This is a genomic window from Spiroplasma endosymbiont of Virgichneumon dumeticola, from assembly GCF_964264745.1.
GTDB lineage: Bacteria > Bacillota_I > Bacilli_A > Mycoplasmatales > VBWQ01 > Spiroplasma_E.
Genome location: NZ_OZ183478.1, coordinates 1,423,244 through 1,446,178, shown reverse-complemented (window position 1 = coordinate 1,446,178; position 22,935 = coordinate 1,423,244). Strand labels below are relative to the sequence as shown.

The 22,935-nt window shown below is 24.5% G+C and carries 42 protein-coding genes; 29 read left to right on the top strand and 13 right to left on the bottom strand.

The genetic code is table 4. The annotated features are described in order from the left end of the window. The first annotated feature begins 53 nt into the window (after nucleotides 1–53). The 3 genes from ACFEL4_RS09395 to ACFEL4_RS09385 all read left to right on the top strand — a co-directional run bounded on the left by ACFEL4_RS09395 (nucleotide 54) and on the right by ACFEL4_RS09385 (nucleotide 1,640). Nucleotides 54–590 carry a hypothetical protein gene (locus ACFEL4_RS09395; protein WP_375317285.1) on the top strand — a complete coding sequence of 179 codons (537 nt, stop codon included), beginning with the start codon at nucleotides 54–56 and terminating at the stop codon, nucleotides 588–590. Next, on the top strand, nucleotides 485–823 hold the full coding sequence (locus tag ACFEL4_RS09390; RefSeq protein ID WP_375317532.1) for a transposase: 339 nt from the start codon (nucleotides 485–487) through the stop codon (nucleotides 821–823). Before ACFEL4_RS09395 ends, ACFEL4_RS09390 begins: the two co-directional genes overlap by 106 nt. Before the next feature lie 235 nt (nucleotides 824–1,058). Continuing rightward, nucleotides 1,059–1,640 (top strand): hypothetical protein, encoded by a 582-nt coding sequence (locus ACFEL4_RS09385; RefSeq protein ID WP_375317531.1) that lies wholly within the window; start codon nucleotides 1,059–1,061, stop codon nucleotides 1,638–1,640. A 404-nt stretch (nucleotides 1,641–2,044) separates the two neighbouring features. Here ACFEL4_RS09385 and ACFEL4_RS09380 read toward each other — a convergent pair whose 3' ends face one another. The 6 genes from ACFEL4_RS09380 to ACFEL4_RS09355 form a co-directional block, all read right to left on the bottom strand. After that, entirely contained in the window at nucleotides 2,045–2,866 is an 822-nt protein-coding gene (locus tag ACFEL4_RS09380; protein ID WP_375317530.1) for an IS1595 family transposase, read from the bottom strand. Continuing rightward, nucleotides 2,806–3,039 carry a hypothetical protein gene (locus ACFEL4_RS09375; protein WP_375317529.1) on the bottom strand — a complete coding sequence of 78 codons (234 nt, stop codon included), beginning with the start codon at nucleotides 3,037–3,039 and terminating at the stop codon, nucleotides 2,806–2,808. Before ACFEL4_RS09375 ends, ACFEL4_RS09380 begins: the two co-directional genes overlap by 61 nt. Before the next feature lie 138 nt (nucleotides 3,040–3,177). Beyond that, nucleotides 3,178–3,456 carry a hypothetical protein gene (locus tag ACFEL4_RS09370; RefSeq protein ID WP_375317528.1) on the bottom strand — a complete coding sequence of 93 codons (279 nt, stop codon included), beginning with the start codon at nucleotides 3,454–3,456 and terminating at the stop codon, nucleotides 3,178–3,180. Continuing rightward, the gene (locus ACFEL4_RS09365; protein WP_375317527.1) at nucleotides 3,410–4,354 is read right to left on the bottom strand and encodes a hypothetical protein; all 945 of its coding nucleotides are present in this window, start codon (nucleotides 4,352–4,354) and stop codon (nucleotides 3,410–3,412) included. Before ACFEL4_RS09365 ends, ACFEL4_RS09370 begins: the two co-directional genes overlap by 47 nt. 211 nt (nucleotides 4,355–4,565) lie before the next feature. Further along, complete coding sequence (locus ACFEL4_RS09360; protein ID WP_375317526.1) at nucleotides 4,566–4,946, bottom strand: hypothetical protein; 381 nt, start codon at nucleotides 4,944–4,946, stop codon at nucleotides 4,566–4,568. 4 nt (nucleotides 4,947–4,950) lie between these two features. Further along, nucleotides 4,951–5,253, bottom strand: coding sequence for a hypothetical protein (locus ACFEL4_RS09355; RefSeq protein WP_375317525.1), 303 nt, complete (start codon nucleotides 5,251–5,253; stop codon nucleotides 4,951–4,953). Here ACFEL4_RS09355 and ACFEL4_RS09350 point away from each other — a divergent pair. From ACFEL4_RS09350 to ACFEL4_RS09235, 24 genes are all read left to right on the top strand, one after another. Continuing rightward, on the top strand, nucleotides 5,234–5,770 hold the full coding sequence (locus tag ACFEL4_RS09350; RefSeq protein WP_375317524.1) for a hypothetical protein: 537 nt from the start codon (nucleotides 5,234–5,236) through the stop codon (nucleotides 5,768–5,770). The genes ACFEL4_RS09355 and ACFEL4_RS09350 overlap by 20 nt on opposite strands. Further along, the gene (locus ACFEL4_RS09345) at nucleotides 5,665–6,054 is read left to right on the top strand and encodes an IS1595 family transposase (protein WP_375317313.1); all 390 of its coding nucleotides are present in this window, start codon (nucleotides 5,665–5,667) and stop codon (nucleotides 6,052–6,054) included. Before ACFEL4_RS09350 ends, ACFEL4_RS09345 begins: the two co-directional genes overlap by 106 nt. Before the next feature lie 152 nt (nucleotides 6,055–6,206). Then, complete coding sequence (locus ACFEL4_RS09340; protein WP_375317523.1) at nucleotides 6,207–6,356, top strand: hypothetical protein; 150 nt, start codon at nucleotides 6,207–6,209, stop codon at nucleotides 6,354–6,356. Between the two features lie 4 nt (nucleotides 6,357–6,360). Continuing rightward, nucleotides 6,361–6,654: a hypothetical protein gene (locus ACFEL4_RS09335; RefSeq protein WP_375317083.1), complete on the top strand. Its 294-nt coding sequence runs from the start codon at nucleotides 6,361–6,363 to the stop codon at nucleotides 6,652–6,654. Nucleotides 6,655–6,656: 2 nt separating this feature from the next. Then, the gene (locus ACFEL4_RS09330; protein WP_375317522.1) at nucleotides 6,657–6,782 is read left to right on the top strand and encodes a hypothetical protein; all 126 of its coding nucleotides are present in this window, start codon (nucleotides 6,657–6,659) and stop codon (nucleotides 6,780–6,782) included. 112 nt (nucleotides 6,783–6,894) lie between these two features. Then, a complete protein-coding gene (locus tag ACFEL4_RS09325) occupies nucleotides 6,895–7,053 on the top strand; it encodes a hypothetical protein (RefSeq protein WP_375317035.1) in 159 nt (52 codons plus the stop codon). A 38-nt stretch (nucleotides 7,054–7,091) separates the two neighbouring features. Next, on the top strand, nucleotides 7,092–7,925 hold the full coding sequence (locus ACFEL4_RS09320; protein WP_375317521.1) for a hypothetical protein: 834 nt from the start codon (nucleotides 7,092–7,094) through the stop codon (nucleotides 7,923–7,925). Between the two features lie 18 nt (nucleotides 7,926–7,943). Further along, nucleotides 7,944–8,156, top strand: coding sequence for a hypothetical protein (locus tag ACFEL4_RS09315; protein ID WP_375317077.1), 213 nt, complete (start codon nucleotides 7,944–7,946; stop codon nucleotides 8,154–8,156). A 2-nt stretch (nucleotides 8,157–8,158) separates the two neighbouring features. Further along, complete coding sequence (locus ACFEL4_RS09310) at nucleotides 8,159–8,416, top strand: hypothetical protein (RefSeq protein ID WP_375317520.1); 258 nt, start codon at nucleotides 8,159–8,161, stop codon at nucleotides 8,414–8,416. Between the two features lies 1 nt (nucleotide 8,417). Further along, nucleotides 8,418–8,603: a hypothetical protein gene (locus tag ACFEL4_RS09305; protein WP_375317519.1), complete on the top strand. Its 186-nt coding sequence runs from the start codon at nucleotides 8,418–8,420 to the stop codon at nucleotides 8,601–8,603. A 168-nt stretch (nucleotides 8,604–8,771) separates the two neighbouring features. Beyond that, nucleotides 8,772–9,008: a hypothetical protein gene (locus tag ACFEL4_RS09300; RefSeq protein WP_375317518.1), complete on the top strand. Its 237-nt coding sequence runs from the start codon at nucleotides 8,772–8,774 to the stop codon at nucleotides 9,006–9,008. Nucleotides 9,009–9,023: 15 nt separating this feature from the next. After that, nucleotides 9,024–9,578: a hypothetical protein gene (locus ACFEL4_RS09295; RefSeq protein ID WP_375317517.1), complete on the top strand. Its 555-nt coding sequence runs from the start codon at nucleotides 9,024–9,026 to the stop codon at nucleotides 9,576–9,578. Then, a complete protein-coding gene (locus tag ACFEL4_RS09290; protein WP_375317516.1) occupies nucleotides 9,518–10,054 on the top strand; it encodes a hypothetical protein in 537 nt (178 codons plus the stop codon). The genes ACFEL4_RS09295 and ACFEL4_RS09290 overlap by 61 nt, the downstream gene beginning before the upstream one ends. Then, nucleotides 9,949–10,338 (top strand): IS1595 family transposase, encoded by a 390-nt coding sequence (locus ACFEL4_RS09285; protein WP_375317515.1) that lies wholly within the window; start codon nucleotides 9,949–9,951, stop codon nucleotides 10,336–10,338. Before ACFEL4_RS09290 ends, ACFEL4_RS09285 begins: the two co-directional genes overlap by 106 nt. Nucleotides 10,339–10,439: 101 nt before the next feature. Continuing rightward, entirely contained in the window at nucleotides 10,440–11,171 is a 732-nt protein-coding gene (locus ACFEL4_RS09280; protein WP_375317514.1) for a hypothetical protein, read from the top strand. 14 nt (nucleotides 11,172–11,185) lie between these two features. Beyond that, a complete protein-coding gene (locus ACFEL4_RS09275) occupies nucleotides 11,186–11,950 on the top strand; it encodes a hypothetical protein (RefSeq protein ID WP_375317513.1) in 765 nt (254 codons plus the stop codon). 48 nt (nucleotides 11,951–11,998) lie between these two features. Next, nucleotides 11,999–12,880, top strand: coding sequence for a hypothetical protein (locus ACFEL4_RS09270; protein ID WP_375317512.1), 882 nt, complete (start codon nucleotides 11,999–12,001; stop codon nucleotides 12,878–12,880). Between the two features lies 1 nt (nucleotide 12,881). Beyond that, nucleotides 12,882–14,021 (top strand): hypothetical protein, encoded by a 1,140-nt coding sequence (locus tag ACFEL4_RS09265; RefSeq protein WP_375317511.1) that lies wholly within the window; start codon nucleotides 12,882–12,884, stop codon nucleotides 14,019–14,021. Further along, nucleotides 13,961–14,371, top strand: a complete 411-nt coding sequence (locus tag ACFEL4_RS09260; protein WP_375317510.1) for a hypothetical protein — start codon at nucleotides 13,961–13,963, stop codon at nucleotides 14,369–14,371. Before ACFEL4_RS09265 ends, ACFEL4_RS09260 begins: the two co-directional genes overlap by 61 nt. Before the next feature lie 19 nt (nucleotides 14,372–14,390). Next, nucleotides 14,391–14,639 (top strand): transposase, encoded by a 249-nt coding sequence (locus ACFEL4_RS09255; protein WP_375317509.1) that lies wholly within the window; start codon nucleotides 14,391–14,393, stop codon nucleotides 14,637–14,639. A 389-nt stretch (nucleotides 14,640–15,028) separates the two neighbouring features. After that, nucleotides 15,029–15,673: a hypothetical protein gene (locus ACFEL4_RS09250; protein ID WP_375317508.1), complete on the top strand. Its 645-nt coding sequence runs from the start codon at nucleotides 15,029–15,031 to the stop codon at nucleotides 15,671–15,673. A gap of 138 nt (nucleotides 15,674–15,811) precedes the next feature. Beyond that, nucleotides 15,812–16,264, top strand: coding sequence for a hypothetical protein (locus ACFEL4_RS09245; protein WP_375317507.1), 453 nt, complete (start codon nucleotides 15,812–15,814; stop codon nucleotides 16,262–16,264). 142 nt (nucleotides 16,265–16,406) lie between these two features. Next, nucleotides 16,407–16,964, top strand: a complete 558-nt coding sequence (locus tag ACFEL4_RS09240; RefSeq protein WP_375317506.1) for a hypothetical protein — start codon at nucleotides 16,407–16,409, stop codon at nucleotides 16,962–16,964. Beyond that, complete coding sequence (locus tag ACFEL4_RS09235) at nucleotides 16,933–17,931, top strand: hypothetical protein (protein ID WP_375317505.1); 999 nt, start codon at nucleotides 16,933–16,935, stop codon at nucleotides 17,929–17,931. The genes ACFEL4_RS09240 and ACFEL4_RS09235 overlap by 32 nt, the downstream gene beginning before the upstream one ends. A gap of 282 nt (nucleotides 17,932–18,213) precedes the next feature. Here the strand turns inward: ACFEL4_RS09235 and ACFEL4_RS09230 are convergent, their stop codons facing one another. The 5 genes from ACFEL4_RS09230 to ACFEL4_RS09210 all read right to left on the bottom strand — a co-directional run bounded on the left by ACFEL4_RS09230 (nucleotide 18,214) and on the right by ACFEL4_RS09210 (nucleotide 20,596). Then, the gene (locus tag ACFEL4_RS09230; protein WP_375317504.1) at nucleotides 18,214–18,384 is read right to left on the bottom strand and encodes a hypothetical protein; all 171 of its coding nucleotides are present in this window, start codon (nucleotides 18,382–18,384) and stop codon (nucleotides 18,214–18,216) included. Nucleotides 18,385–18,408: 24 nt separating this feature from the next. Further along, the gene (locus tag ACFEL4_RS09225) at nucleotides 18,409–18,738 is read right to left on the bottom strand and encodes a hypothetical protein (RefSeq protein ID WP_375317503.1); all 330 of its coding nucleotides are present in this window, start codon (nucleotides 18,736–18,738) and stop codon (nucleotides 18,409–18,411) included. Nucleotides 18,739–18,888: 150 nt separating this feature from the next. Continuing rightward, the gene (locus ACFEL4_RS09220) at nucleotides 18,889–19,338 is read right to left on the bottom strand and encodes a hypothetical protein (protein ID WP_375317502.1); all 450 of its coding nucleotides are present in this window, start codon (nucleotides 19,336–19,338) and stop codon (nucleotides 18,889–18,891) included. Nucleotides 19,339–19,533: 195 nt separating this feature from the next. Continuing rightward, a complete protein-coding gene (locus tag ACFEL4_RS09215) occupies nucleotides 19,534–19,671 on the bottom strand; it encodes a hypothetical protein (protein WP_375317501.1) in 138 nt (45 codons plus the stop codon). A 115-nt stretch (nucleotides 19,672–19,786) separates the two neighbouring features. Next, nucleotides 19,787–20,596 carry a hypothetical protein gene (locus ACFEL4_RS09210; protein ID WP_375317500.1) on the bottom strand — a complete coding sequence of 270 codons (810 nt, stop codon included), beginning with the start codon at nucleotides 20,594–20,596 and terminating at the stop codon, nucleotides 19,787–19,789. 74 nt (nucleotides 20,597–20,670) lie between these two features. Here ACFEL4_RS09210 and ACFEL4_RS09205 point away from each other — a divergent pair, with 74 nt between their 5' ends. Then, nucleotides 20,671–20,943: a hypothetical protein gene (locus ACFEL4_RS09205; RefSeq protein ID WP_375317499.1), complete on the top strand. Its 273-nt coding sequence runs from the start codon at nucleotides 20,671–20,673 to the stop codon at nucleotides 20,941–20,943. A gap of 176 nt (nucleotides 20,944–21,119) precedes the next feature. On the opposite strand, the gene ACFEL4_RS09200 is transcribed toward ACFEL4_RS09205, so the two are convergent. Next, on the bottom strand, nucleotides 21,120–22,070 hold the full coding sequence (locus tag ACFEL4_RS09200) for an Mbov_0401 family ICE element transposase-like protein (protein WP_375318380.1): 951 nt from the start codon (nucleotides 22,068–22,070) through the stop codon (nucleotides 21,120–21,122). Nucleotides 22,071–22,076: 6 nt separating this feature from the next. Continuing rightward, nucleotides 22,077–22,268: a hypothetical protein gene (locus ACFEL4_RS09195; protein WP_375317498.1), complete on the bottom strand. Its 192-nt coding sequence runs from the start codon at nucleotides 22,266–22,268 to the stop codon at nucleotides 22,077–22,079. 200 nt (nucleotides 22,269–22,468) lie between these two features. On the opposite strand from ACFEL4_RS09195, the gene ACFEL4_RS09190 reads away from it, so the two are divergent. Further along, nucleotides 22,469–22,738, top strand: coding sequence for a hypothetical protein (locus ACFEL4_RS09190; protein WP_375317497.1), 270 nt, complete (start codon nucleotides 22,469–22,471; stop codon nucleotides 22,736–22,738). The last annotated feature ends 197 nt before the right edge of the window (nucleotides 22,739–22,935 follow it).

Genomic DNA, 22,935 nt, shown 5'->3' with positions numbered 1-22,935 from the left:
ACAATTATAATTAATTATCGGACTTCTCCCCACATGTACTTGTGGAGGAAACAATGAAATTGAATGAGTTCAATAATACTTTTCAAACTGAAAAACAATGTCTTGCATATATAGCAAGTTTGAAACAAAGCAAATGTATTAGGTGTTCTAGTTTTAATTTGAATACTTCTAATTTAAGAAAAATGAGATGTTTGAAATGTCATCAAACATTCAGTATTCTCACGGGCACTATATTTTCAAAGTCACAAACACCTTTAATATCTTGGTTTTATCTCATCTTTAGATGAATAAACACCAAACATGGAATTCCATCAACTGATGTTGCAAAAGAATTGGGAGTGACCTTGAAAACAGCTTGAAGAATGGGTCATAAAATCCGAAGTGCCATTGCTAAACAAGAACCTCAATTCATTGTTGAGGGCATAGTGCAAATGGATGAAATGTATCTTTCACATATGGGTTTAAAAAACAAGGAAGATCCTTGTTGAACAAAACCTTGATTGTTGGTATTTATGAAAAAACAACCAACAATCTGATTGTGAAAGTATTGAAAAACGCAAACAGTAAAAATCTTTTGCAGTTTGCAATAAACCACATTTCTTCAAAGTGTGATGTACATACTGATTCTTGAAAAGGATATCGCGATTTGAAATCGGTTTTCACTAAGCATGAAACAGTTAACCATCGAGATGGCTATGTTTCAAAAACTGGTGTAAATACCAACCAAATTGAGTCAGTATGAAAACATATACGAAGAACATTTAAAACACATATCAAAGTTGCAAAACATCATATTCATTTATATGCAAAATATAGATTTTAAACATTTAAGAAAAATAATAGATATGCAAGATAAACATTTTCATAAAATGTTAAACATTAATAAAAAAATAAAAATGACAAATAAAAGAATAGATGAAGTAATTGAATATCTTAATAATGAAAATAAGGAGTAAATAATGGAAATAATTTTAAAAATTAATAATATTTTACTAATTTAAGTATATAATTATAAACATAAACTTAATATAAGTTTTTATTTGAAAGGAAAATAAATAATGAACAAATCTATAGAAGAAGAAATAAATAAAGATATTGAAAAAACATTTGAAGAGGTACGTTCAAATTTGAAAGAAATTAAAGAAAAATTAAAGAAATTAAGCAATTTAAAAGATGCAAATAATATTAATTGGTTTCTTCAAAAGCAAACTGAAAAATTGGATAGTTTGAAAGTGTTTGATAAAATGAGAGAAATAAGAAAAGAATTAGTGAGAGAGGTGCAAAGACTAGAGGAAATTTTAGATGAATCGTATTTAGAAAAACATGCTAATTATAATTTACAACTGGATAATTTAAAAAAAGAAATTATAAATTTAAAAAAACAAAAAATAAGTAAGTTTAATAATTTTCTTATTAAAATTATTACTTTTGGTTGTTATGATAAAAATAAATTTATAGAAAATAAAATAAATAAAATTCAAAAAGAAAAAACAAAACTAGAAGCTAATCAAAAAGACATATGACATTGTTCGAAACAAGAGGAAGAAAAAAAGATGAATTTATTTAATAAAACAAATTCTATAGATTTACAAAATCAGCCTTTAACAAGTGGATATAAACCAAATTCACCAAAAATGTAAATATAAAAAAAGTTACCAATAAGGTAACTTTTTAATTAGATTGTGGGGGAATATTATTTTTAGGTTTTCTTTTGAAATTAATCTTGAATGTAAACATTTTTTTAATTTTATTTCAAAAACTTTTTCAAAATCTAAATTCTGGATTTTGATTTTTATATAATAAAACACATCCGATTATAGTACCAATAATATTTAAAGAAATAGTTAATAATAATATCCCAAAAGGATTATTATTTTTACATTTTATCACACCAAAAATTATTGTTAAAACTAACACAACTATATATATATATATATATATATTGATATTATAATTCCACCAATCAAATCTGGATTTATATTATTAACGTATTCCATATTTTTTATTCATTTTTAAATTATTTTACGGACTTCTCCCCACATTTTTAAATTAAACATAGCATTACAGTTTCAAAACTAGGTATGTTATTGAATTTATATGCAGCTTCTTTTGCATATAAATGAATATGATGTTTTGCAACTTTGATATGTGTTTTAAATGTTCTTCGTATATGTTTTCATACTGACTCAATTTGGTTGGTATTTACACCAGTTTTTGAAACATAGCCATCTCGATGGTTAACTGTTTCATGCTTAGTGAAAACCGATTTCAAATCGCGATATCCTTTTCAAGAATCAGTATGTACATCACACTTTGAAGAAATGTGGTTTATTGCAAACTGCAAAAGATTTTTACTGTTTGCGTTTTTCAATACTTTCACAATCAGATTGTTGGTTGTTTTTTCATAAATACCAACAATCAAGGTTTTGTTCAACAAGGATCTTCCTTGTTTTTTAAAACCCATATGTGAAAGATACATTTCATCCATTTGCACTATGCCCTCAACAATGAATTGAGGTTCTTGTTTAGCAATGGCACTTCGGATTTTATGACCCATTCTTCAAGCTGTTTTCAAGGTCACTCCCAATTCTTTTGCAACATCAGTTGATGGAATTCCATGTTTGGTGTTTATTCATCTAAAGATGAGATAAAACCAAGATATTAAAGGTGTTTGTGACTTTGAAAATATAGTGCCCGTGAGAATACTGAATGTTTGATGACATTTCAAACATCTCATTTTTCTTAAATTAGAAGTATTCAAATTAAAACTAGAACACCTAATACATTTGCTTTGTTTCAAACTTGCTATATATGCAAGACATTGTTTTTCAGTTTGAAAAGTATTATTGAACTCATTCAATTTCATTGTTTCCTCCACAAGTACATGTGGGGAGAAGTCCGATAATTAGTTACATTTGAAATATATAATAATTGTCTATCTTGATTTTTATCTGTATTACCACCAATATTTTCATTTTTATCATTAAATACACAAAAAAATTGTAAATAATCATCTACTGTAATTTGTTCTTCAAACATAACTAATGTATATTTTCTTGTAGTAGAAATTGTTTTAAATAAACTATTATTAGGTAAACCACCAAAATCTACACCACTAGTATCATCAATTAAATAAGCATTTCAATAATCACCAATTTTATATTGTTTAGTATAATATTAATTTTGACCTGTTGTTTTATGAGTAGTTGGATCTGTAATACCTTTATTTTTTTGATATATATTAGTACTTTTTTTTCAAATACATACAACTGGAGTATTTCCAGAAAGTATTAATTCATATTGACCAAAATCACTAATTTTACTATTTATAGGTTTATAACCAGTTTCAGTTAAAGGTATTGCTCCATTATTAATTATAAATGGAAATATTTTTCAATGACTTAAACGTTTAATTATTGCTTGTTGTCTCTTTAGATGTAGATGTGCGTGTTTCATTAATTGAATTAGTTGATGATTGCTCATTTTCATTATCTCCTAATTCTTTATTTAATTTATTATTAATACCATTAATTAATCATTTCATTTCATGCATTAAAGCATACATATCACTATCTCAAGTATCATCATGTAAATCTAACATTTTTGGTTGATTATTATTAGTATCTATTTTTACTTTAGATAATCATTGCATTAAATTATATTGTCTTTTAGTTTCTGGAAATCTTTCTCAATTAAAACTAATAATATTTTTAAGCATACAAATTGTTGTAAAATCAATTCTATCATTTAAATATAAAGTTGATTTATCTACTGCTATAAATTTTAATCATGTTATATTACGTTTTTTAACTCAACTTTTTAAAACATCAATAAATACTAATCCACCATTACCATAATCAACATAACAAGTAAAACCAAATAACATTGCTATATAACGTTTACTTTCATTTATATAATAATTAATAATATCATTTGCTAATGTATCAGTATCTTTATATTGCATTGTTACATTACTATTATAAAATTCACTTTCTTTATGTGCTCTTCTACCATTATCATTTTCACCAATAAATCATAAACTAGCACTTGTAGGATGACCACTTGGACTTGTTGCCATACCTATATCTAATCCACCTGATAATCTTTGTACTTGAAAATCTAATTTAGTACCAACTTTATCAAGATATCTTGCAAATATAGCACCAGTAAGAATACTTGGTACACCATAATATCAAGATTGTGCTTTAATTGGATCTAATACTTTTAATTCTTCTAAATCATTAATCATATCTAATGTAAGATTATGAGCATTTACTTTTCAATTACTATAATGAAATAATTTAAAAATATTATTATCAAATATTGATTTAATTTGTTCATTTTTTTCTTTCATTATTTCTAAATTAAAAGGTACAATTTTATTCATATATTCAATATAATATTGATAAATATTATCTGGATTACAACTTTTTATTTTTATTCTTTTTTTAGCATTACCTAATGCAAATGTTATTGCTTGAAATTCTTGCTGAGTAAATTCATTTGCTTCTTCACATCATTCAATTGCTAAATCAAAACCTTTTATTTCACTACGAGAAAGCCCTTTAAAGGTATTCTATCATTTGAATTACTATATACACCCATTCTCTTATAAATGATTTAGATCCTTTAAAACGAAAGTCTGCTTGCTTATTAGGGTATTTTAAAGTAAAATCTTTATAATCATTTAAACCTATTGTTATTAAAGCATTATATATTTCTTTTACTAAATCATTAATATCTTTATTTAATTTTCTAAAACAATATATAGCAATTGATTTATTAACTTTAATTGAAATAGCTATTAATATTGCTAATTCTTCTGCTATACTATATGTTTTACTACTATATCGTGAACCACTAAGATTATATTCACTATGAGTAAAATCACTTTTATTTAATAATCAATAACTAATTTCATTAAGATAAGTAAATTCTTTATTCATAATATTATTCCTGTAATTCTTCTAATTTTCATAAATTACACATCCGTGCTTCAGCATATAAACTAACTCCATTATTTTTAATATACATAGGCATTCCAGTTAACATCATATTAAAAATACCTAACATAAAAGCATTTTCATTATCTTGATAATAAAATTCTTTTATTTCATGTGTACCTTTCCCAATATTAGTAATTAAATCTCTAGTACGTCCATTATAGAATACTCTATAATAATTTTTATTTTTTAAATCGGACTTCTCCCCACATGTACTTGTGGAGGAAACAATGAAATTGAATGAGTTCAATAATACTTTTCAAACTGAAAAACAATGTCTTGCATATATAGCAAGTTTGAAACAAAGCAAATGTATTAGGTGTTCTAGTTTTAATTTGAATACTTCTAATTTAAGAAAAATGAGATGTTTGAAATGTCATCAAACATTCAGTATTCTCACGGGCACTATATTTTCAAAGTCACAAACACCTTTAATATCTTGGTTTTATCTCATCTTTAGATGAATAAACACCAAACATGGAATTCCATCAACTGATGTTGCAAAAGAATTGGGAGTGACCTTGAAAACAGCTTGAAGAATGGGTCATAAAATCCGAAGTGCCATTGCTAAACAAGAACCTCAATTCATTGTTGAGGGCATAGTGCAAATGGATGAAATGTATCTTTCACATATGGGTTTAAAAAACAAGGAAGATCCTTGTTGAACAAAACCTTGATGGTTGGTATTTATGAAAAAACAACCAACAATCTGATTGTGAAAGTATTGAAAAACGCAAACAGTAAAAATCTTTTGCAGTTTGCAATAAACCACATTTCTTCAAAGTGTGATGTACATACTGATTCTTGAAAAGGATATCGCGATTTGAAATCGGTTTTCACTAAGCATGAAACAGTTAACCATCAAGATGGCTATGTTTCAAAAACTGGTGTAAATACCAACCAAATTGAGTCAGTATGAAAACATATACGAAGAACATTTAAAACACATATCAAAGTTGCAAAACATCATATTCATTTATATGCAAAAGAAGCTGCATATAAATTCAATAACATACCTAGTTTTGAAACTGTAATGCTATGTTTAATTTAAAAATGTGGGGAGAAGTCCGTAGATAGGCTTTTCTCAGCATTTATGTGATAAAATTTAAAAATAGTACATAAAGGGAGAAAAGCCATTTCTTTTTAAATTCAAAACAATTATTCACTAATCCCCTAGCAACACCGAAAATTATTGGTGCTTTAATGGTATTAATTCAAGATGTAATGAATTGAGATTATCAAGAAAGTGAACCAAAAAACAAAAATAAAATAGAAAATTATAATGGAAATATAAAATTTACAAAACATGAACAAGATGCTTATAAGCACATTCAATATTATTTAAGGAACTAAAAAAATGAAAGATAAAGTGAATTACATTAAATTAACAGTAAAACTTAGTAACAGTATAGAAGCAAAATATCATGAGAAAGTTAATAAAGAATTATATTATACTGTTCGTGCTCAATGAAATGGATTAAACTATGTTACCTTAATTTTTAATAATCCCAAATTTTATAAACGATGTATTTTATTAAACAAAAATGATGAAATTATGGTAACTGGACAAATCTTTAATACTTTAAATATTCCAAAAAATCGTGCATTTTGTTCCATTAATGTTAAATGATTTAAAAAATGAAAGGAATAAATATGATTATACTACCTACTTTATTTGGAGATAAAGATGAGATTGAAATATTATCACCATCTCCGCAGGCACTTCATACACATAATGATATTAGAGCAATTATCCTAATGTTAAATCAAAACATATAGTTATTTCTGACCCCGAATATAATGTTGCTTTAATAGTTGGTGATAATGAAGTCTATCCAGGATGAGTTAAAGTTTGAATTAAAAAACAAGGGAATTAAAAGGAGAATAAATAATGAAAAATGAAACTAAAAAACAAATTGATAAAATTGAATGATATGAAAACATTAAAATTAGAAATTATGAATTTGAATTATTTGAATATCAAGTAAATACTTTATTAGATATTGTAAGAGAAATGTTAAAAGCAAATAAAAGAGTAAATAATGACTAAAGAAATTGAAGAAAAAAATAAAAACAAGGAGAATAAAAATGGAAACAAATAATTATACATTAACTAAATTAATAAGAACTGGAATTAGTCCAATTTCAGCAATGATTGGAACTAGTGCTTATTATGGACAATTAATAGGTAATCCAATATTAGGTTCAATTAATAGTTTATTATTTGGTAAAAAATTAGGTTTAGATATATGAAATTTAAATCAAAGACCTTCTTCTAAAACTAAACTAATTAATAGTTCTAAAAAAATATTATTAGGTTTAGGAACAATTGGGTTAGCAAATTATACTAAATGAATAGAAAATAATATTAATCCAACTCCTAGTCCATTACCAATTACGACAACTCCAATTCCAACTACTACCACAGAAACACCACCATGACCATTAATGGTGAACGAAAATAATAATCTTAATAATTTAATGGATTGAGATACTTATATTTCATTAAATGCTTATGGTATTTCAAATCTTATAGCAGGAATTACAGAGTTAATACCTAATAAATTTGAAACTATTCGTAAAGTAGCAAATATGGCAAATGGTGGATGTTTAATATCAATTGGTGTTGCTATTGGTATTAATAATGGTTTTGATAATGCAAGTGCTATTCCTACTATTATTGCTGGTGCAAGTGAAATTATTCATAATTTATTACCAATAGAAACAAATCATGATAGAGAAATGCAAGAAACATCATTTACTAATGAAACAGCAAGATTAATTAATAATGATATTGATAATAAATTTACCATCAATAGCGAAACAACTAGTCAATATGGTAGTGATAATATGAGTGAAGTACCATTAAACCATGCTGATAATCATTCATTAAATTGAGATTATAATCACATGAGTTTATAACAGAAAGGAAAACATAAAATGAAAGAATTTATCCATGAACTAATTATCATAGGAACATCTGTAGGAACATTAATTTGTAGAGAAATTATTGTAATTTTAAAAAAATATATTACAACTCCAAAACATGTACGTTCTTATAATAAAATGAAAAAACATGAAAATAAGTTAAATAAACAACAAATAAAACTAGAAAAAATTATGCAAAAAGGACAAAACAAGGAAGTGAAATAATTATGGAAAATAATGAAATTGGCATGACAACTAACATGAAACAAATTTATTTGTTAATGTATAAAACTAATCAAAGTGATGATATGAAATATAAATCATTTGAAACATTAGAATTAGCAACATTATTTCATTTAGGTTTTAAAGAAGTAGTTACTAAAATCGGCTATCCTAATCGTGAAATTATTCATTATCAAATTTTAGCAATTCCATTTAATTTAAATGAAAGTAAAATGTTAAATGTAAGTAAGGAAGTGAAATAAAATGACTAGAAATGAATTTAATGAAAAATATACTAACCATGATATCGAAATTGATAGGGATTTTGAATTACGTATTGATAATTGTTTTAAAGTTTCTGATATTAACCTATTAGAAGAAGCAATTAATGATTATGAAAAATTAATTAATGAAATGCCACAAGTAGTTAAAGATTGATTATTAGGATAATAAAGAAAGGAAATATAAAACATGATTGAAAATGAAACTAATATACAAAATTAATTTTTAACTGAAAATAATGCTGAACAAAATCAACCTGATAATGAAATTAATCAAAAAATTAGTGAAGCAGAAAATAAGTTAAATAAAATTAATATAGAACTTAAAGAACAACAAATGATTAATATTTTTAATAAATATCAAATTAAACAAGAATTTCATGATTATTTAAAGTTTAAAACAAAAGATACTAAAAGTGAAGAAATAGAAAATACCATAAAGCAATTCATTAAAGAACAGCCAGTATTAAGAACACCAATGAATACTGGCGGTAATCAACAAACAATTATTAATAATCAAATACCAACAAAAATTAATCCATTATTGGATTATAAAAAGAAAAATTATTTATAGAAAAGGAAAGTTAAAATGGCAGTAAATATTCAAAAAAACTTAAATAATACAGAAAAATTAGTAGAAGCTCCTGAATTCATTGAATTTTTTAAACAATCAAATAGTCCATGAGCAAGTTTTTTTTCTATTGAAATGATTAATTCTACTAAAATTGAGTTTATTATTAAATTACCAAAAGACCCAAAAATTAAAGTACTTCCATGAAATGATAAAAGTACAAGACTTGCTGTTAGTTATGCAGAAACTGATAAAATTCAAAAATTAATTGAAAAATTATATGTTGCAGGTGAAACAATTTCTGCTATTGATTTATTAGCAGAAAATGGTCAAAATTTATTAGATACTATGCAATATGAAGTTGCAAATGATTTAGCAGACAAATTGGCAAGTGATGATACTAATATAATTTCTCAATTTGCTACTAAGGTAATAATAGATAAGGCAACAGAACCAAAAGAGCAAGCAATTAAATATCGGACTTTTCCCCACATGTACTTGTGGAGGAAACAATGAAATTGAATGATTTCAATAATACTTTTCAAACTGAAAAACAATGTCTTGCATATATAGCAAGTTTGAAACAAAGCAAATGTATTAGGTGTTCTAGTTTTAATTTGAATACTTCTAATTTAAGAAAAATGAGATGTTTGAAATGTCATCAAACATTCAGTATTCTCACGGGCACTATATTTTCAAAGTCACAAACACCTTTAATATCTTGGTTTTATCTCATCTTTAGATGAATAAACACCAAACATGGAATTCCATCAACTGATGTTGCAAAAGAATTGGGAGTGACCTTGAAAACAGCTTGAAGAATGGGTCATAAAATCCGAAGTGCCATTGCTAAACAAGAACCTCAATTCATTGTTGATGGCATAGTGCAAATGGATGAAATGTATCTTTCACATATGGGTTTAAAAAACAAGGAAGATCCTTGTTGAACAAAACCTTGATTGTTGGTATTTATGAAAAAACAACCAACAATCTGATTGTGAAAGTATTGAAAAACGCAAACAGTAAAAATATTTTGCAGTTTGCAATAAACCACATTTCTTCAAAGTGTGATGTACATACTGATTCTTGAAAAGGATATCGCGATTTGAAATCGGTTTTCACTAAGCATGAAACAGTTAACCATCAAGATGGCTATGTTTCAAAAACTGGTGTAAATACCAACCAAATTGAGTCAGTATGAAAACATATACGAAGAACATTTAAAACACATATCAAAGTTGCAAAACATCATATTCATTTATATGCAAAAGAAGCTGCATATAAATTCAATAACATACCTAGTTTTGAAACTGTAATGCTATGTTTAATTTAAAAATGTGGGGAGAAGTCCGTAGATAGGCTTTTCTCAGCATTTATGTGATAAAATTTAAAAATAGTACATAAAGGGAGAAAAGCCTTAAATATTTAGAAGCAATGTTATCTGCTTGAAATACTTTATTTCAATTAAGAAATAATGCTAATTCTCGTTTCTTTATCACTAATAGTCTTTATGATAGTCTTGTTTATTTAGCAGATAATAAAGGATTAATTACTGATAATCAAATAGCACAACAATTAAGATTAAACGGTAATGATTTATATATAAAAGGTGTACTATGTCAAATTGTAATGGATGATTATATGACATTTACTAATGATAAAAGTGAAAGTGAAATTATGTCTTTTATTTTAGCAACACCAAAAGCAATGAAGAGATATATGTTACAACAAACAATTGTTTATGTTCAAGAAATTGCTGATGATAAAGTTGGTAGAGCATACAAAGTTGGTGGTGAAGTATTAGGTCAATCAATTCCTTATATGTCAAAAAAAGAAACAACATCACGTTGAATGTTATGTGGCATTATTAAAACAGATAAAACTGATTTAAAAACTAAATTAACAACTTTAACAACTGATTTTACTGCTAAAACAGATAAAATAAATAAAGAATTAAGTGAAAATATTATGTATGCAAAAGAAGTTAATGGTTTAAATCCTGGTTTAGTAAATCCTATAATTACTTTTTTTAGTGATGCCCAAGGTAAAAATAATATAACTAGTCAAAAACAAAAAGCAGGTGACTTATATGTAGTTATTAGTACAAGTGTTAATGACTTAAACTATAAAGGCTCAACAAATCCTATCAAAATAATGATTAAATAAAGGAAATTAATACCATGCCAATTGGTACTAATAGCACTGCTATAATTTTAAACATAAATAAACCAAAACATACTAGAATAAGTAAACAACAAGAAAATAAAAGTTTATGATTAGAAATTCTAGAAATGCTAAGTTTACAAGTAATATCAGTTGCCCTTGCTCCTTTTACTGGTGGTTTAAGTGAAGATATAGCACTTACATTAGGTGCAAGTGATTTGCTTGCTAGTATTAGTGCAACAAGTATTGAATTTGCAACTGATTTTACTATTAATCAAGTTTATGATTATTTAAAAGGAAATGTTACAAAATTAAATACTTTCTTTAATGTATTACCAGCGTTTGCTGGACTTAATAAAATTACTCGTGGTTTTCGTACTACTAAATTTATTAAATTAGCACAAAAAACTAAAACATTAGAAAAAATTGGCATTAAAGAAGCAAAAAATTTACAAGATGTTATTAATCAAGTAACAGGTAAAGAAATTTTAACTGATAAAATTATTGGTAAACAACGATATTTATCTAACTATTCAGTTGCACCTAATCGTGAAACAATATTGCAAAACTTAGGTTATATTGCTCAAAGACAATTTCATAATAATTTTAAAAAATTAGAAGAACAAGAGTTAAAAGATTACTTGTTATTACAAAATACATTAATAAAGTTAAGTCCACAATTAACTCCAAAATTTAAAATCAAAGATATATATAGAGTAAATAACTTTTTAAAACAATATAATATTGAATTTAAAGAAGTATTAAATATGAACCAACATTAATGATTAAATTTAGTTCATACTTTACAAATACAAAATAAGGGTAAAACTTTGATTTTAACTTTAGAACAAATACGTGCTAATGCAATAAAATTTAATTTTAAAAATAGTAATATTCATAAATTTGTTTTAAAAACTAATAAAACTTTTAAATATTTTGACATTAGATTTTATTTAAGAACAGGATTAAATAAATTTTGAAAAAATACACCTTATTTTGAAAAATTACGAGAGAAAATCTATAAAATACAAGAAAGATTTGAAAAGTTAGAAGAAAAAGCAATAGCAAAAATTAATAAATTAAAAGAAAAAGCAAGTGATTTATTTACTAGTGCTGAGAAAAAAGCAATTAAACATGCACAATTAATACCTTTAAATTCACCAGTATTTATGGGATGTAAAATTCAACCATTATCACTAGATAAATGTGCTATTACTATTTATCACCGTAATCCTAAATATAAGCCATTTGTTGTTATTGATACTATTATTAAAGCAGAAACTTTTGTTACACAAGTGCATCCTTTTCATTGATATCGCTGAAATAGTGGTTGATATATTGGTTATGGAGTTAATACTAATAAATGATTAAAAACAATAGCATTTGCGCCACCAGTTGTTCAACAGATTATAAGAGATGCTTTTAAGGTGCATCGCGAAATATTAAGAATAATAAGAACTTATCATAAAGTTATTAATGTTATTAATAATCCGTTAGAAAATGTTACTAAATCTTTTAAAAATGTTAGTTTAAAATTTGGAGTTTATACATTATTTGGTACTGGTTTATTACATCATGTAGAAAAATTTGCTTATAGTCAAGTTGTTGAAAAAGGTAAGAAAAAATTACAAAAAGAAATTATACATATAGCACATAGAAAAACTAAACAACGAACTAAACATTATAAAAAAGCATTTTTTAAGGAATGATAATATGATAAAAGAACTTTGAACTGATATTAGTCTAGGAAATTATAATAAGTGATATCCATTAACTGGACCAATTAATGACACTCCACAACAATATGTAAATACATGACCAAATGCTAATGAATGATTTACTACATTTGCTATTCGCGCACAAAATGATATTAATGCTTATCTTAATTTTATTTTATATAAATTTCCTTTTGATAGTTTTAAAGATAAATTAATTCAAGAAACATTAAGAGATATGGTTTATGTAATGATAGAACATTGAGTATTTAATCGTACTCCAATTGAATTTAATGTTGATGCTAATATTCAATTTAATAATGGTACACAGTTTAGTGCAAGTAGTATTCCAACAATTAATGTTTGAGATTTAGCACCAAGTAGAATGAAAATACTAGCTCAATTAACACCATTAAAAGAGTTACCAATGAGTTATGATGAACAAGAAATTGATGTTGATAAAATTGATTTAGAAGCATTTTATACAAGAAATCAAGTAGATGAATTAATTGAAAATGAAAAAGAACAAAGAATTAGTGGTGATAAAGATAATCATGATTTTATATTAACTAAACAAATAAAATTATATGATGATGTTGTAAATGAAAAAGAACATGAAGTATTTCGTGGTGCAGTTACTAAACTTGTAAATAAAAGTTATGTAGCAACTGAATATGACCCTGAAACTGAAACAATGATTTTAAATTGACCAAGTGAAATTGGTACATTACCACCTGAAGCATTACAAAATAATCCACAAGAGGGTGATTTTACTCATGCTCCAACTGCTGATTTTTCTGCTAAACAACAAAAACGGATTACTAGTAATGAAAATAATATTAAGTTAGCAAATACAGAAATTGAAAATATTAAAAATAATTGATTTAATATCGAAACAAGTCCTTTATGAAAATTATATACAAATCCAATTGTTGATTCTGATATTAATAAATTATACTTAGTTATTTGAGAATATGGTTATGAAGACTTAAATCATCCTGAGAATTTTTATGGTGTTACCCAAAAAATTTCAAAATTTAAACGGACTTCTCCCAACATGTACTTGTGGAGGAAACAATGAAATTGAATGAGTTCAATAATACTTTTCAAACTGAAAAACAATGTCTTGCATATATAGCAAGTTTGAAACAAAGCAAATGTATTAGGTGTTCTAGTTTTAATTTGAATACTTCTAATTTAAGAAAAATGAGATGTTTGAAATGTCATCAAACATTCAGTATTCTCACGGGCACTATATTTTCAAAGTCACAAACACCTTTAATATCTTGGTTTTATCTCATCTTTAGATGAATAAACACCAAACATGGAATTCTATCAACTGATGTTGCAAAAGAATTGGGAGTGACCTTGAAAACAGCTTGAAGAATGGGTCATAAATCCGAAGTGCCATTGCTAAACAAGAACCTCAATTCATTGTTGAGGGCATATTGCAAATGGATGAAATGTATCTTTCACATATGGGTTTAAAAAACAAGGAAGATCCTTGTTGAACAAAACCTTGATTGTTGGTATTTATGAAAAAACAACCAACAATCTGATTGTGAAAGTATTGAAAAACGCAAACAGTAAAAATCTTTGGCAGTTTGCAATAAACCACATTTCTTCAAAGTGTGATGTACATACTGATTCTTGAAAAGGATATCGCGATTTGAAATCGGTTTTCACTAAGCATGAAACAGTTAACCATCAAGATGGCTATGTTTCAAAAACTGGTGTAAATACCAACCAAATTTAGTCAGTATGAAAACATATACAAAGAACATTCAAAACACATATCAAAGTTGCAAAACATCATATTCATTTATATGCAAAAGAAGCTGCATATAAATTCAATAACATACCTAGTTTTGAAACTGTAATGCTATGTTTAATTTAAAAATGTGGGGAGAAGTCCGTAGATAGGCTTTTCTCAGCATTTATGTGATAAAATTTAAAAATAGTACATAAAGCGAGAAAAGCCATAAAAAATATGTTGATGAAAAAATAAAATCTTTAAATGTTATTAAATGAAAAAATGTTGGTACAAAAGAAAGTAACATTAAAATTAATTATGATTTTAAATTAAATACTTTATATAGAGTTGGTTATTGTTGAAAAAATGTAGAAAAAAGTCCAATTATATATATGCAATTTTTATGACAAGTTGAAGGTGCTGTATTAGCTAGTTTTTTTAAAGGTATTTCTGGAAAAAGAATTACTGAAGCTTATGTTGATTTAGTAGTTATTTCAAATGCTATTGCAATGGATAGATTTAATTATGATGAAGGTAAAATATATTCATTAGAAGAAGAAATAAAAGAAAATACTTATAACATTACTAGCAATACATTAGATATTACTTCACCAGAAGTAATAAATATAGATAAACCAATTAAAATTAATTCAAAAAGTTTAGAAACTAATGAAATAGAAGATAATTGTTGAGATATTGAATTAAAAGATAATCCAGCACCAAAACCTTGTACATGTCCACAATGAAAAGAAGTAGCAGTTAGTACTGATTTAGTAACAATTAATTATAATTTAAAAAATAATAAATATTATCGAGTTTTTTATAATGGACGTACTAGAGATTTAATTACTAATATTGGGAAAGGTACACATGAAATAAAAGAATTTTATTATCAAGATAATGAAAATGCTTTTATATTAGGTATTTTTAATATGATGTTATCTGTAATGCCTATGTATATTAAAAATAATGGAGTTAGTTTATATACTGGAGCACCGTGATGTAATTTATGAAAATTAGAAGAATTACAGGAATAATATTATGTTTAAAATATTAAAAATAATTTTAAGTATATTAGGTATTTTGATTAGTTGTTCATTTGTTGGGTTAATGTTGTTTATTATTTATAAAGTTATATTAATAGTTAATAAAGTATTATAGAAAGGTAAATTATTATGAAAATATTTAAAAGAAAAGAAAAACTAACTGAAAATGATAATACAAAGTTATTTAGTTTAAGTAAAGAAAAAACAATACATGCTTCTATATTAGATTTTTTTGGATTTAATAGTTTTAATCATGAAACTCATTTTACTGATTTTGTAGCAGAAAATAATGCTAATTTATATAATGCACCATTAGAAATTAATAACGATAAAATTAAACAATATTTAATTAATCAAGAATATTATCGTAAAAATTGAAATTCTATTTTTAAATTAAGTAAATTAGGAATTAGTGGATATTTAATTTATATTGCGAACGATAATCTATATTTTCAATTAGTAGATATACAACAAAGAAATTATGATATTACTGGTAAATTAATTCAATGTACTATTTTTTTATGAGAATTATCAAAAAAATGCTCAAACAGTAAGATTATTTGAAATTTATACTTTAAATAATGAACAAGTAACTATTAATCGTGCAATTTATAGTATTAGTGATAATAAAAAACAATTTGTATTAGATTATAAAACATTTAATAACAATCCTAATTTAGAACAAGAACAAGTATTAAACATTAATTATATACCAATAGCAATTATGCGTAATCGTGCTAATGAAGAACCTGACTGTAATAAAGTAATGGATAAAATTAAAGCATTAGATATTTTCTTTGAACAAATCATTTTAGATGTCATTTTAAACTCACCTAAATTTGTTTTTAATAATATTTATGGTAATAATCAACAATTAATTGATGATGCTATAAGAAAATTAATTGCTAAAAACTATTTATTTACTGATAAAAGTCCTAATGATGCTCCTAATGGTTTAGTAACTGTTATCCAAGGTAATTTTAAAGGTAAAACATTAAGCGATGTTTACGATTGATTAATTAATGAAATATCTAAGCGTTGTGGTTTACATATACCAAGTCAAAAGAAATCAGCACAACAATCAGTTCCTGAAAGTACTGCTGTAAATATTTCAACAGTTAATTATATTGAACAAAAACTATGACAATTTAATATTGATATTCTTAAATTTATTCAATTATTAGTACGTATTGATAAAGATTTATTAGATAGTAAAACATTTGAAATTAAAGATGAACAAGCAATTGAAAATGGCTTTTCTCCCTTTATGTACTATTTTTAAATTTTATCACATAAATGCTGAGAAAAGCCTTATTAATAATGCACGTGTTACTAATGCTTGATTAGGTCATGATTTTACTAATAGTCCTGGTTTTTGACCATTAAATGGACAAAAAGAATTAAAAGATAAAGAAATATGAACTTTTCGTATAACAGATATTAGAAGCGAACATATTTCTACTAATGCTAAATTTAGAGATGTTGAACTAGAAATAAAAGATAAACCACCAATAGATAGTTTACAACAGTTACTATTAGATATGTTAACTTACACTTATACTTATAACAGAAATTTTGATGGTGCAAGTTTAGATCCAACAAAAAAACCTAATGAGTTAGATAAATTACGTTCAAAATTTGAAGGACAAAAACCTGATGAGGTAATTACAAATTTATTTAAGCAATGAAAATTAGATTATCCAAATTATATAAACTTACCACAAGTACAAATATTCAAACAAATAGTTATTATGTTATCAAGTAATATTTATTCTAATATGTCTATTAATAAAGGTTTAAATTATGATAATAAAATCTTATTACCTTATTATTTTGAATTAAAATCTAATCCAATTCATAGCAATCCTGACGAAGTTTGAAAGTTTAAAGATTCAAAAGTAATATTAAAATCTGAGTATTTTGAGTTCACTGATATTAATAATATTAAATTAAAAAATAATGATATTAGCCAAAATAAATTATTTAAGTTAGATGATAATCAATTTAACTGATTATCTACGACTAATGAATTAGAAAGTAATAATATACCTTCTTTAATTCCTGCTGATTGAACATTAGGAAATGGTGAATATGGAAAATACTTTACAAAAGCAATTATTGATAAAACTAAAATTGAAAATGCTCTAAATTTATATGGTTCAAATAAATCACAATTATTTTCTAAATTAGAGTTTTATCAAGAAATATTCAAAATTGATAATTCCAATGAATTTGAATTACAAATTTAAAATCCGATTAATGAATTAAATCGGATTGAAATTAGTGGTATATTTGGTGCTGGTAATTATGATTTAATTTTAATAACAGATAAACAAGAAATCAGTTTAACTAATATTAATTTATTTGATAAATACAATGAAAACATTTCTTATATTAACTTAGAAATTTAGATTATTTATCAAAATATCCATCAGGATAAATACCATTTCATTTTTTATCATTAATATTAGTTGATTTAATTCCGAAATATAAATCTATTTTATAATGGTCGCTTCTTTGGTTTTCTCAAATTATTGCCCCCCCCAGTGTGCATTATAATCATGGTCAAGAAAATAAGATAAATCATTTGTTTTATGATGTGCTATTGAACCAATTATTAAACCAGTTACTCCACTTACAGCACCAGTTAGTGCTAATGCTAATGTTATTTTACTTAAATTTGTTTGTATTCATGTTTTCATAGTTAATTACTCCTTTTTGAAAATTTATAAAATTGTACATGGTGGGCAACATTTATTGCCATATTGCATTTCAATAAATTGTTCTGAATTTATGCTAATTATATCATCAGCAAATAGTGGTGTTATTTCATTTTCAAATGGATTTAGATGTTTTGGATAATCAAAAACTTTTAACTTTTCCATGTTTTGTTTTAGATTAAAAATTTCTTTATCCAGAAAATTAATTTTTATTAATATATAATTTCTATTAATATTAAAATTTCTATTAAATGGATTCATACTTTTTTTTAATTCTTTTTTATTTTCTTCTAATTTGTTTATTTTATCTTCTATATCTTTAATTTGTAAATTCATATTAAATTACTCCTTTTTTTATTAATTTTACTAGTGAATTGTACTGAATTTTACTTAATTTTGCAAATACCTTTTAAACGTGCAAATAACGCCAAATACAAGGCGTTAATTTTGTGATACCTATCCTATTACTAGTATTATTTTCGTTAGTTATATGGCATAATAAAAAACACTTATTTTAGTAGAAGCATTATTTTTACCCCTAATTATATTTTTATAGGGATATAGTGCATAAAATAACGCATCATAAGGGTCTTGATACATAGTTTTATCAGGAATGTTAGTTTTGATTTGGTCATATCGTAATTCTTCTAAACATTGTGTCGTTTTGCATAAATCATTTTGATTAGCATAAAAATTACCATAACTCATAATATTACGCATTCATACACAACGGTCAGTTAATCCTGCTTCTTGATTAAGACCTGAAGCATGCTTAATAGCAACTTGACTCATAATTAAGATATTATGTTCATCGGCCAATTTTTGACTTATTCAATCAATAGCGGTTTTTGCTTTATCGTCATAATAATAAATTGCTTGGTCAAAATTTTCAAAATTATCAAGTAATCCGCAAATTTCATCAACATAAGCATTCATCTTTTCATTTTCATTAATAAAATCATTGGGAGTAACTATTAATTCACAAATAATATAAGGGTCATAATAACCACTATTATTCTATTCTTTAAATCCAGTTACCATAAGTACGCTATGGTCTTTACTACCTGTTGCTCAATCCACACCAACACTATAAAAATCAAATTTATAAGTATTTTTTTCTTTATTATAGAATTATTGTAAATTATATGGTTGTCAATATTTTATTGCTTTTAGAAATGGAAAAACAGTTGCATCACTATTTAAATATTCAAATCCATAATACACAGTATTAAATTCATCAGGATTTTTCTTTTTTAATTCGCAAATCAATTTTTGTGTTACTGGTTCTAATTTTTTTCAAAATGGTAATAAAGTAAATCTTAAAATAAATAATCCTAGACCTGAAAACGCTTCCGTATCTTCATAGTAGACCTTACCAATTTTTTTAAGGGGTATCTATAACTTGCTCATTTAACGGCAAATAGGGGATACAATAGAGCAAATAAAAGGGGTGGTATTTATCATAGGTATTACAAGTAAAAGCAATAAAGTAATTTTTATAAAAATAACGAGTAATTTTTTTACCATAAGTTGGACTAAATATATTTCTATCAGTAAATGTTCAACTTCAGTCGATAATGGGTTCATTAGATACTTTAATACAATTACTACGAAACATTGATAATTTTAAACGCTCATAACATTGTGTTAATTGTTTTTCACTTAAAGTTTCTTTTTCTTCGGCCATAATAATTTCATCAGTTCTAGAACATAAATAACTAGAACCACCAACTGATTTTCCAAAAATCTTATTACCATTAGCATAACCAATAAAATCTATTTGTTGATTATTAGGAAAGATAATACAACCACCATCCTTAGTAATTTTTCATTTAATACCATGGGGATTATTAGGTCCTAAGTGAATATCATACTTATCTTCTAAATATTGACAAACATCCATTAAAGAACCAATAGTTGTTTCATTATGAGTATTTTCATAACGTCTTACTTCTTGAACAGAACTATCATTAAAATTACAGCACACAAATAAATCAAATGCTAAACAATTTCATGTTTTTCTTGTTAAACGTGCTGTTGGTACAAAACGATAAAAACAATTGGTAGTGAAAAATTCTGCTCATTGTTCACCAACAAAATCTTTAAAAACATCCCAACTAAATCCATAATTATTATCACTAAAATTAAGGTCATATTTTTTATTTAATTGTGCATAACTACTAATAAGTTGCATATTTGACTACCTAACCTTTACTATAAATTAAAATTAAATAATTAACAAACCAAATTCAGAAAGGAACATAAAACATGTTATCATTACCATTTCAAAATCATTTTGATTGAGACAAACATCATTTTAATCAAGATGAATTAAATTTAAAACAAACAGAGGAATTATTTAAAAAAATAGATGACCAATTATGAAATGAATGTGATAAATCTATATATAAACCATATAGATTTAGACAACGAAAATTAAAATCAAAAAAAGGTTTATTAACTTATAAACGACGTATTTGTGTATATTATAACTCAAAAACACAAAAAAATGAATATATTTCATTATTAGGGACGAATTAATTTAACGTATAGATTTTCTAACTTCAAACAATAAAACTAGCAAATCTAAATATTTGTTAATTAAATTATACCATAAATTTTAAAAATCATAAAAAATATAATTAAAAAATTACATTTAAATAACACAAAAATACTAATCTTAAAATTAGTTTTTAAAAATATTAAGTTTTAAATTTTTAAGTACTATTAATATAATTTCTACTATTTAAATAATTGCTTCTCGCCATTAACATATTAAGCAATGTTGGATAAGCATATATTTTTGCACCTTTTGTTTGCGATTTAACTAAATGTTGAATATCACTTTCAGCACTACAGCCAATATTTCAACTAGCAGGTTTATTAATAATACCTTCTTTATTATTTACAAAAGTCTTTAAAGTATCTTTATTAATATTAGTTTCAATCAAAAATGCTATTAATTCATCATATTGACCTTTACAAAAATATTTTCATGCAATTAAAAAGTTTTTTAAATTTTCGGGATTAACTTTATTTTTTCTTTTATCAGGTTTATATGCAGTTCATAAAAAATAAAAAGCATGATATTTATCAAATACATAATAAGCACCTAAATATTTTGCTAAATTATATATTCATGAAGCACCATCACCAGATACTACTAATTTAGCAGTTTCAAATTCAAAATATTTTTTTAATCCATTTCAAGTAAAATCAACTGTCGGATTTGCTTGTAAATAATCTTCTTTATTACTATATTTACAATCACCCATAAAAGTATATATTTTATTTAATAACTTATTTCTATTTTTACCTATTTGTTTTTTACCAGTATTATAACTAATACTACGAATTTTTTGCATTTCTCTTTTATTATTTTTATTTCACACTGGAACAAAACAATCATCAGCATTAATATAAATAAATTCATTATTTTTTACTTTAAATTTTTGTTCTGGTAATTTTTCTTCAATTTTTGCATTTTTATAAATTTTACTAATTGTTACTTTTGAAACATAAGTATATTTTAAAATATCTTGTATATCTTGATAATGTTTTTTTCTGCCAAGATATGATGCTATCTCTTGTTTTAAATCTTTAATAATTCTTGCACGTTTTTCAATATTAAATTCTTCATCAGTAAAATAACGATATCTTTTTTCTATTTTATCTTAATATACTCTTCTATTAAAAGTTGCAAATCCAATTTCAATATTTATTGTTCTATTACATTTTTTAGCAACTTTATATCTATCTTTATCTCTAGTTTGAAAAAAATATTCATCTCAATTTTCGACTTTTTTAACAAATTTTGTTATACTATTATTGATTTCAATTGCTTGAAATTCTTGAAAACTAAACATTTTTCAACACCTTTCTATTTATTTTTAACTCCTAGCATTTTATCAAATTTATTAATTTAAAGTATAATATTAAAGAACGATTGAAATAACTAGCAAATCTATTGCAACGTTTAAAGATAACTTTAATTAGTTATCTTTTCTTTTTTTAATGTTAAAATAATATATAATAATATAAAAACACTAAAAAGGAGATATTTTAAATGACTGTATTATATGTTGCACTTGTTCCTTTAACTTTATGTTTATTAGCAATTTCTATAAATCTAATCAATTATGGTTTATTTTTATGTGATAAAAATAATGTTTTTGGAATATTGTTTTTAACTATTTCATTAAATATTATTGGAACTTTTATCGGTTGTATGATTATTTATAAGAAACAAAATCCTGAATTTAAATTTTGAAATAGTTTTCGAAATAAGTTTAAGAAAATGTTTAAATTTACAAGAATAAAAAAAATAGCACAATAACTGCTATTTTTTGTTATAATATAATTATAAAAATTAAAGAAAAATATATATGAACTATTTAATAAAGTTTTATAAGTTTTACCCACCAAGTTTAACTTAAAAGTTATATTAAGTATATCATAAATTTTTGTATTTTAAAACAAAATTAAGGAGATTTTTATGTGCAAAATGAAAAATTAAGAACAATTTTAATGATG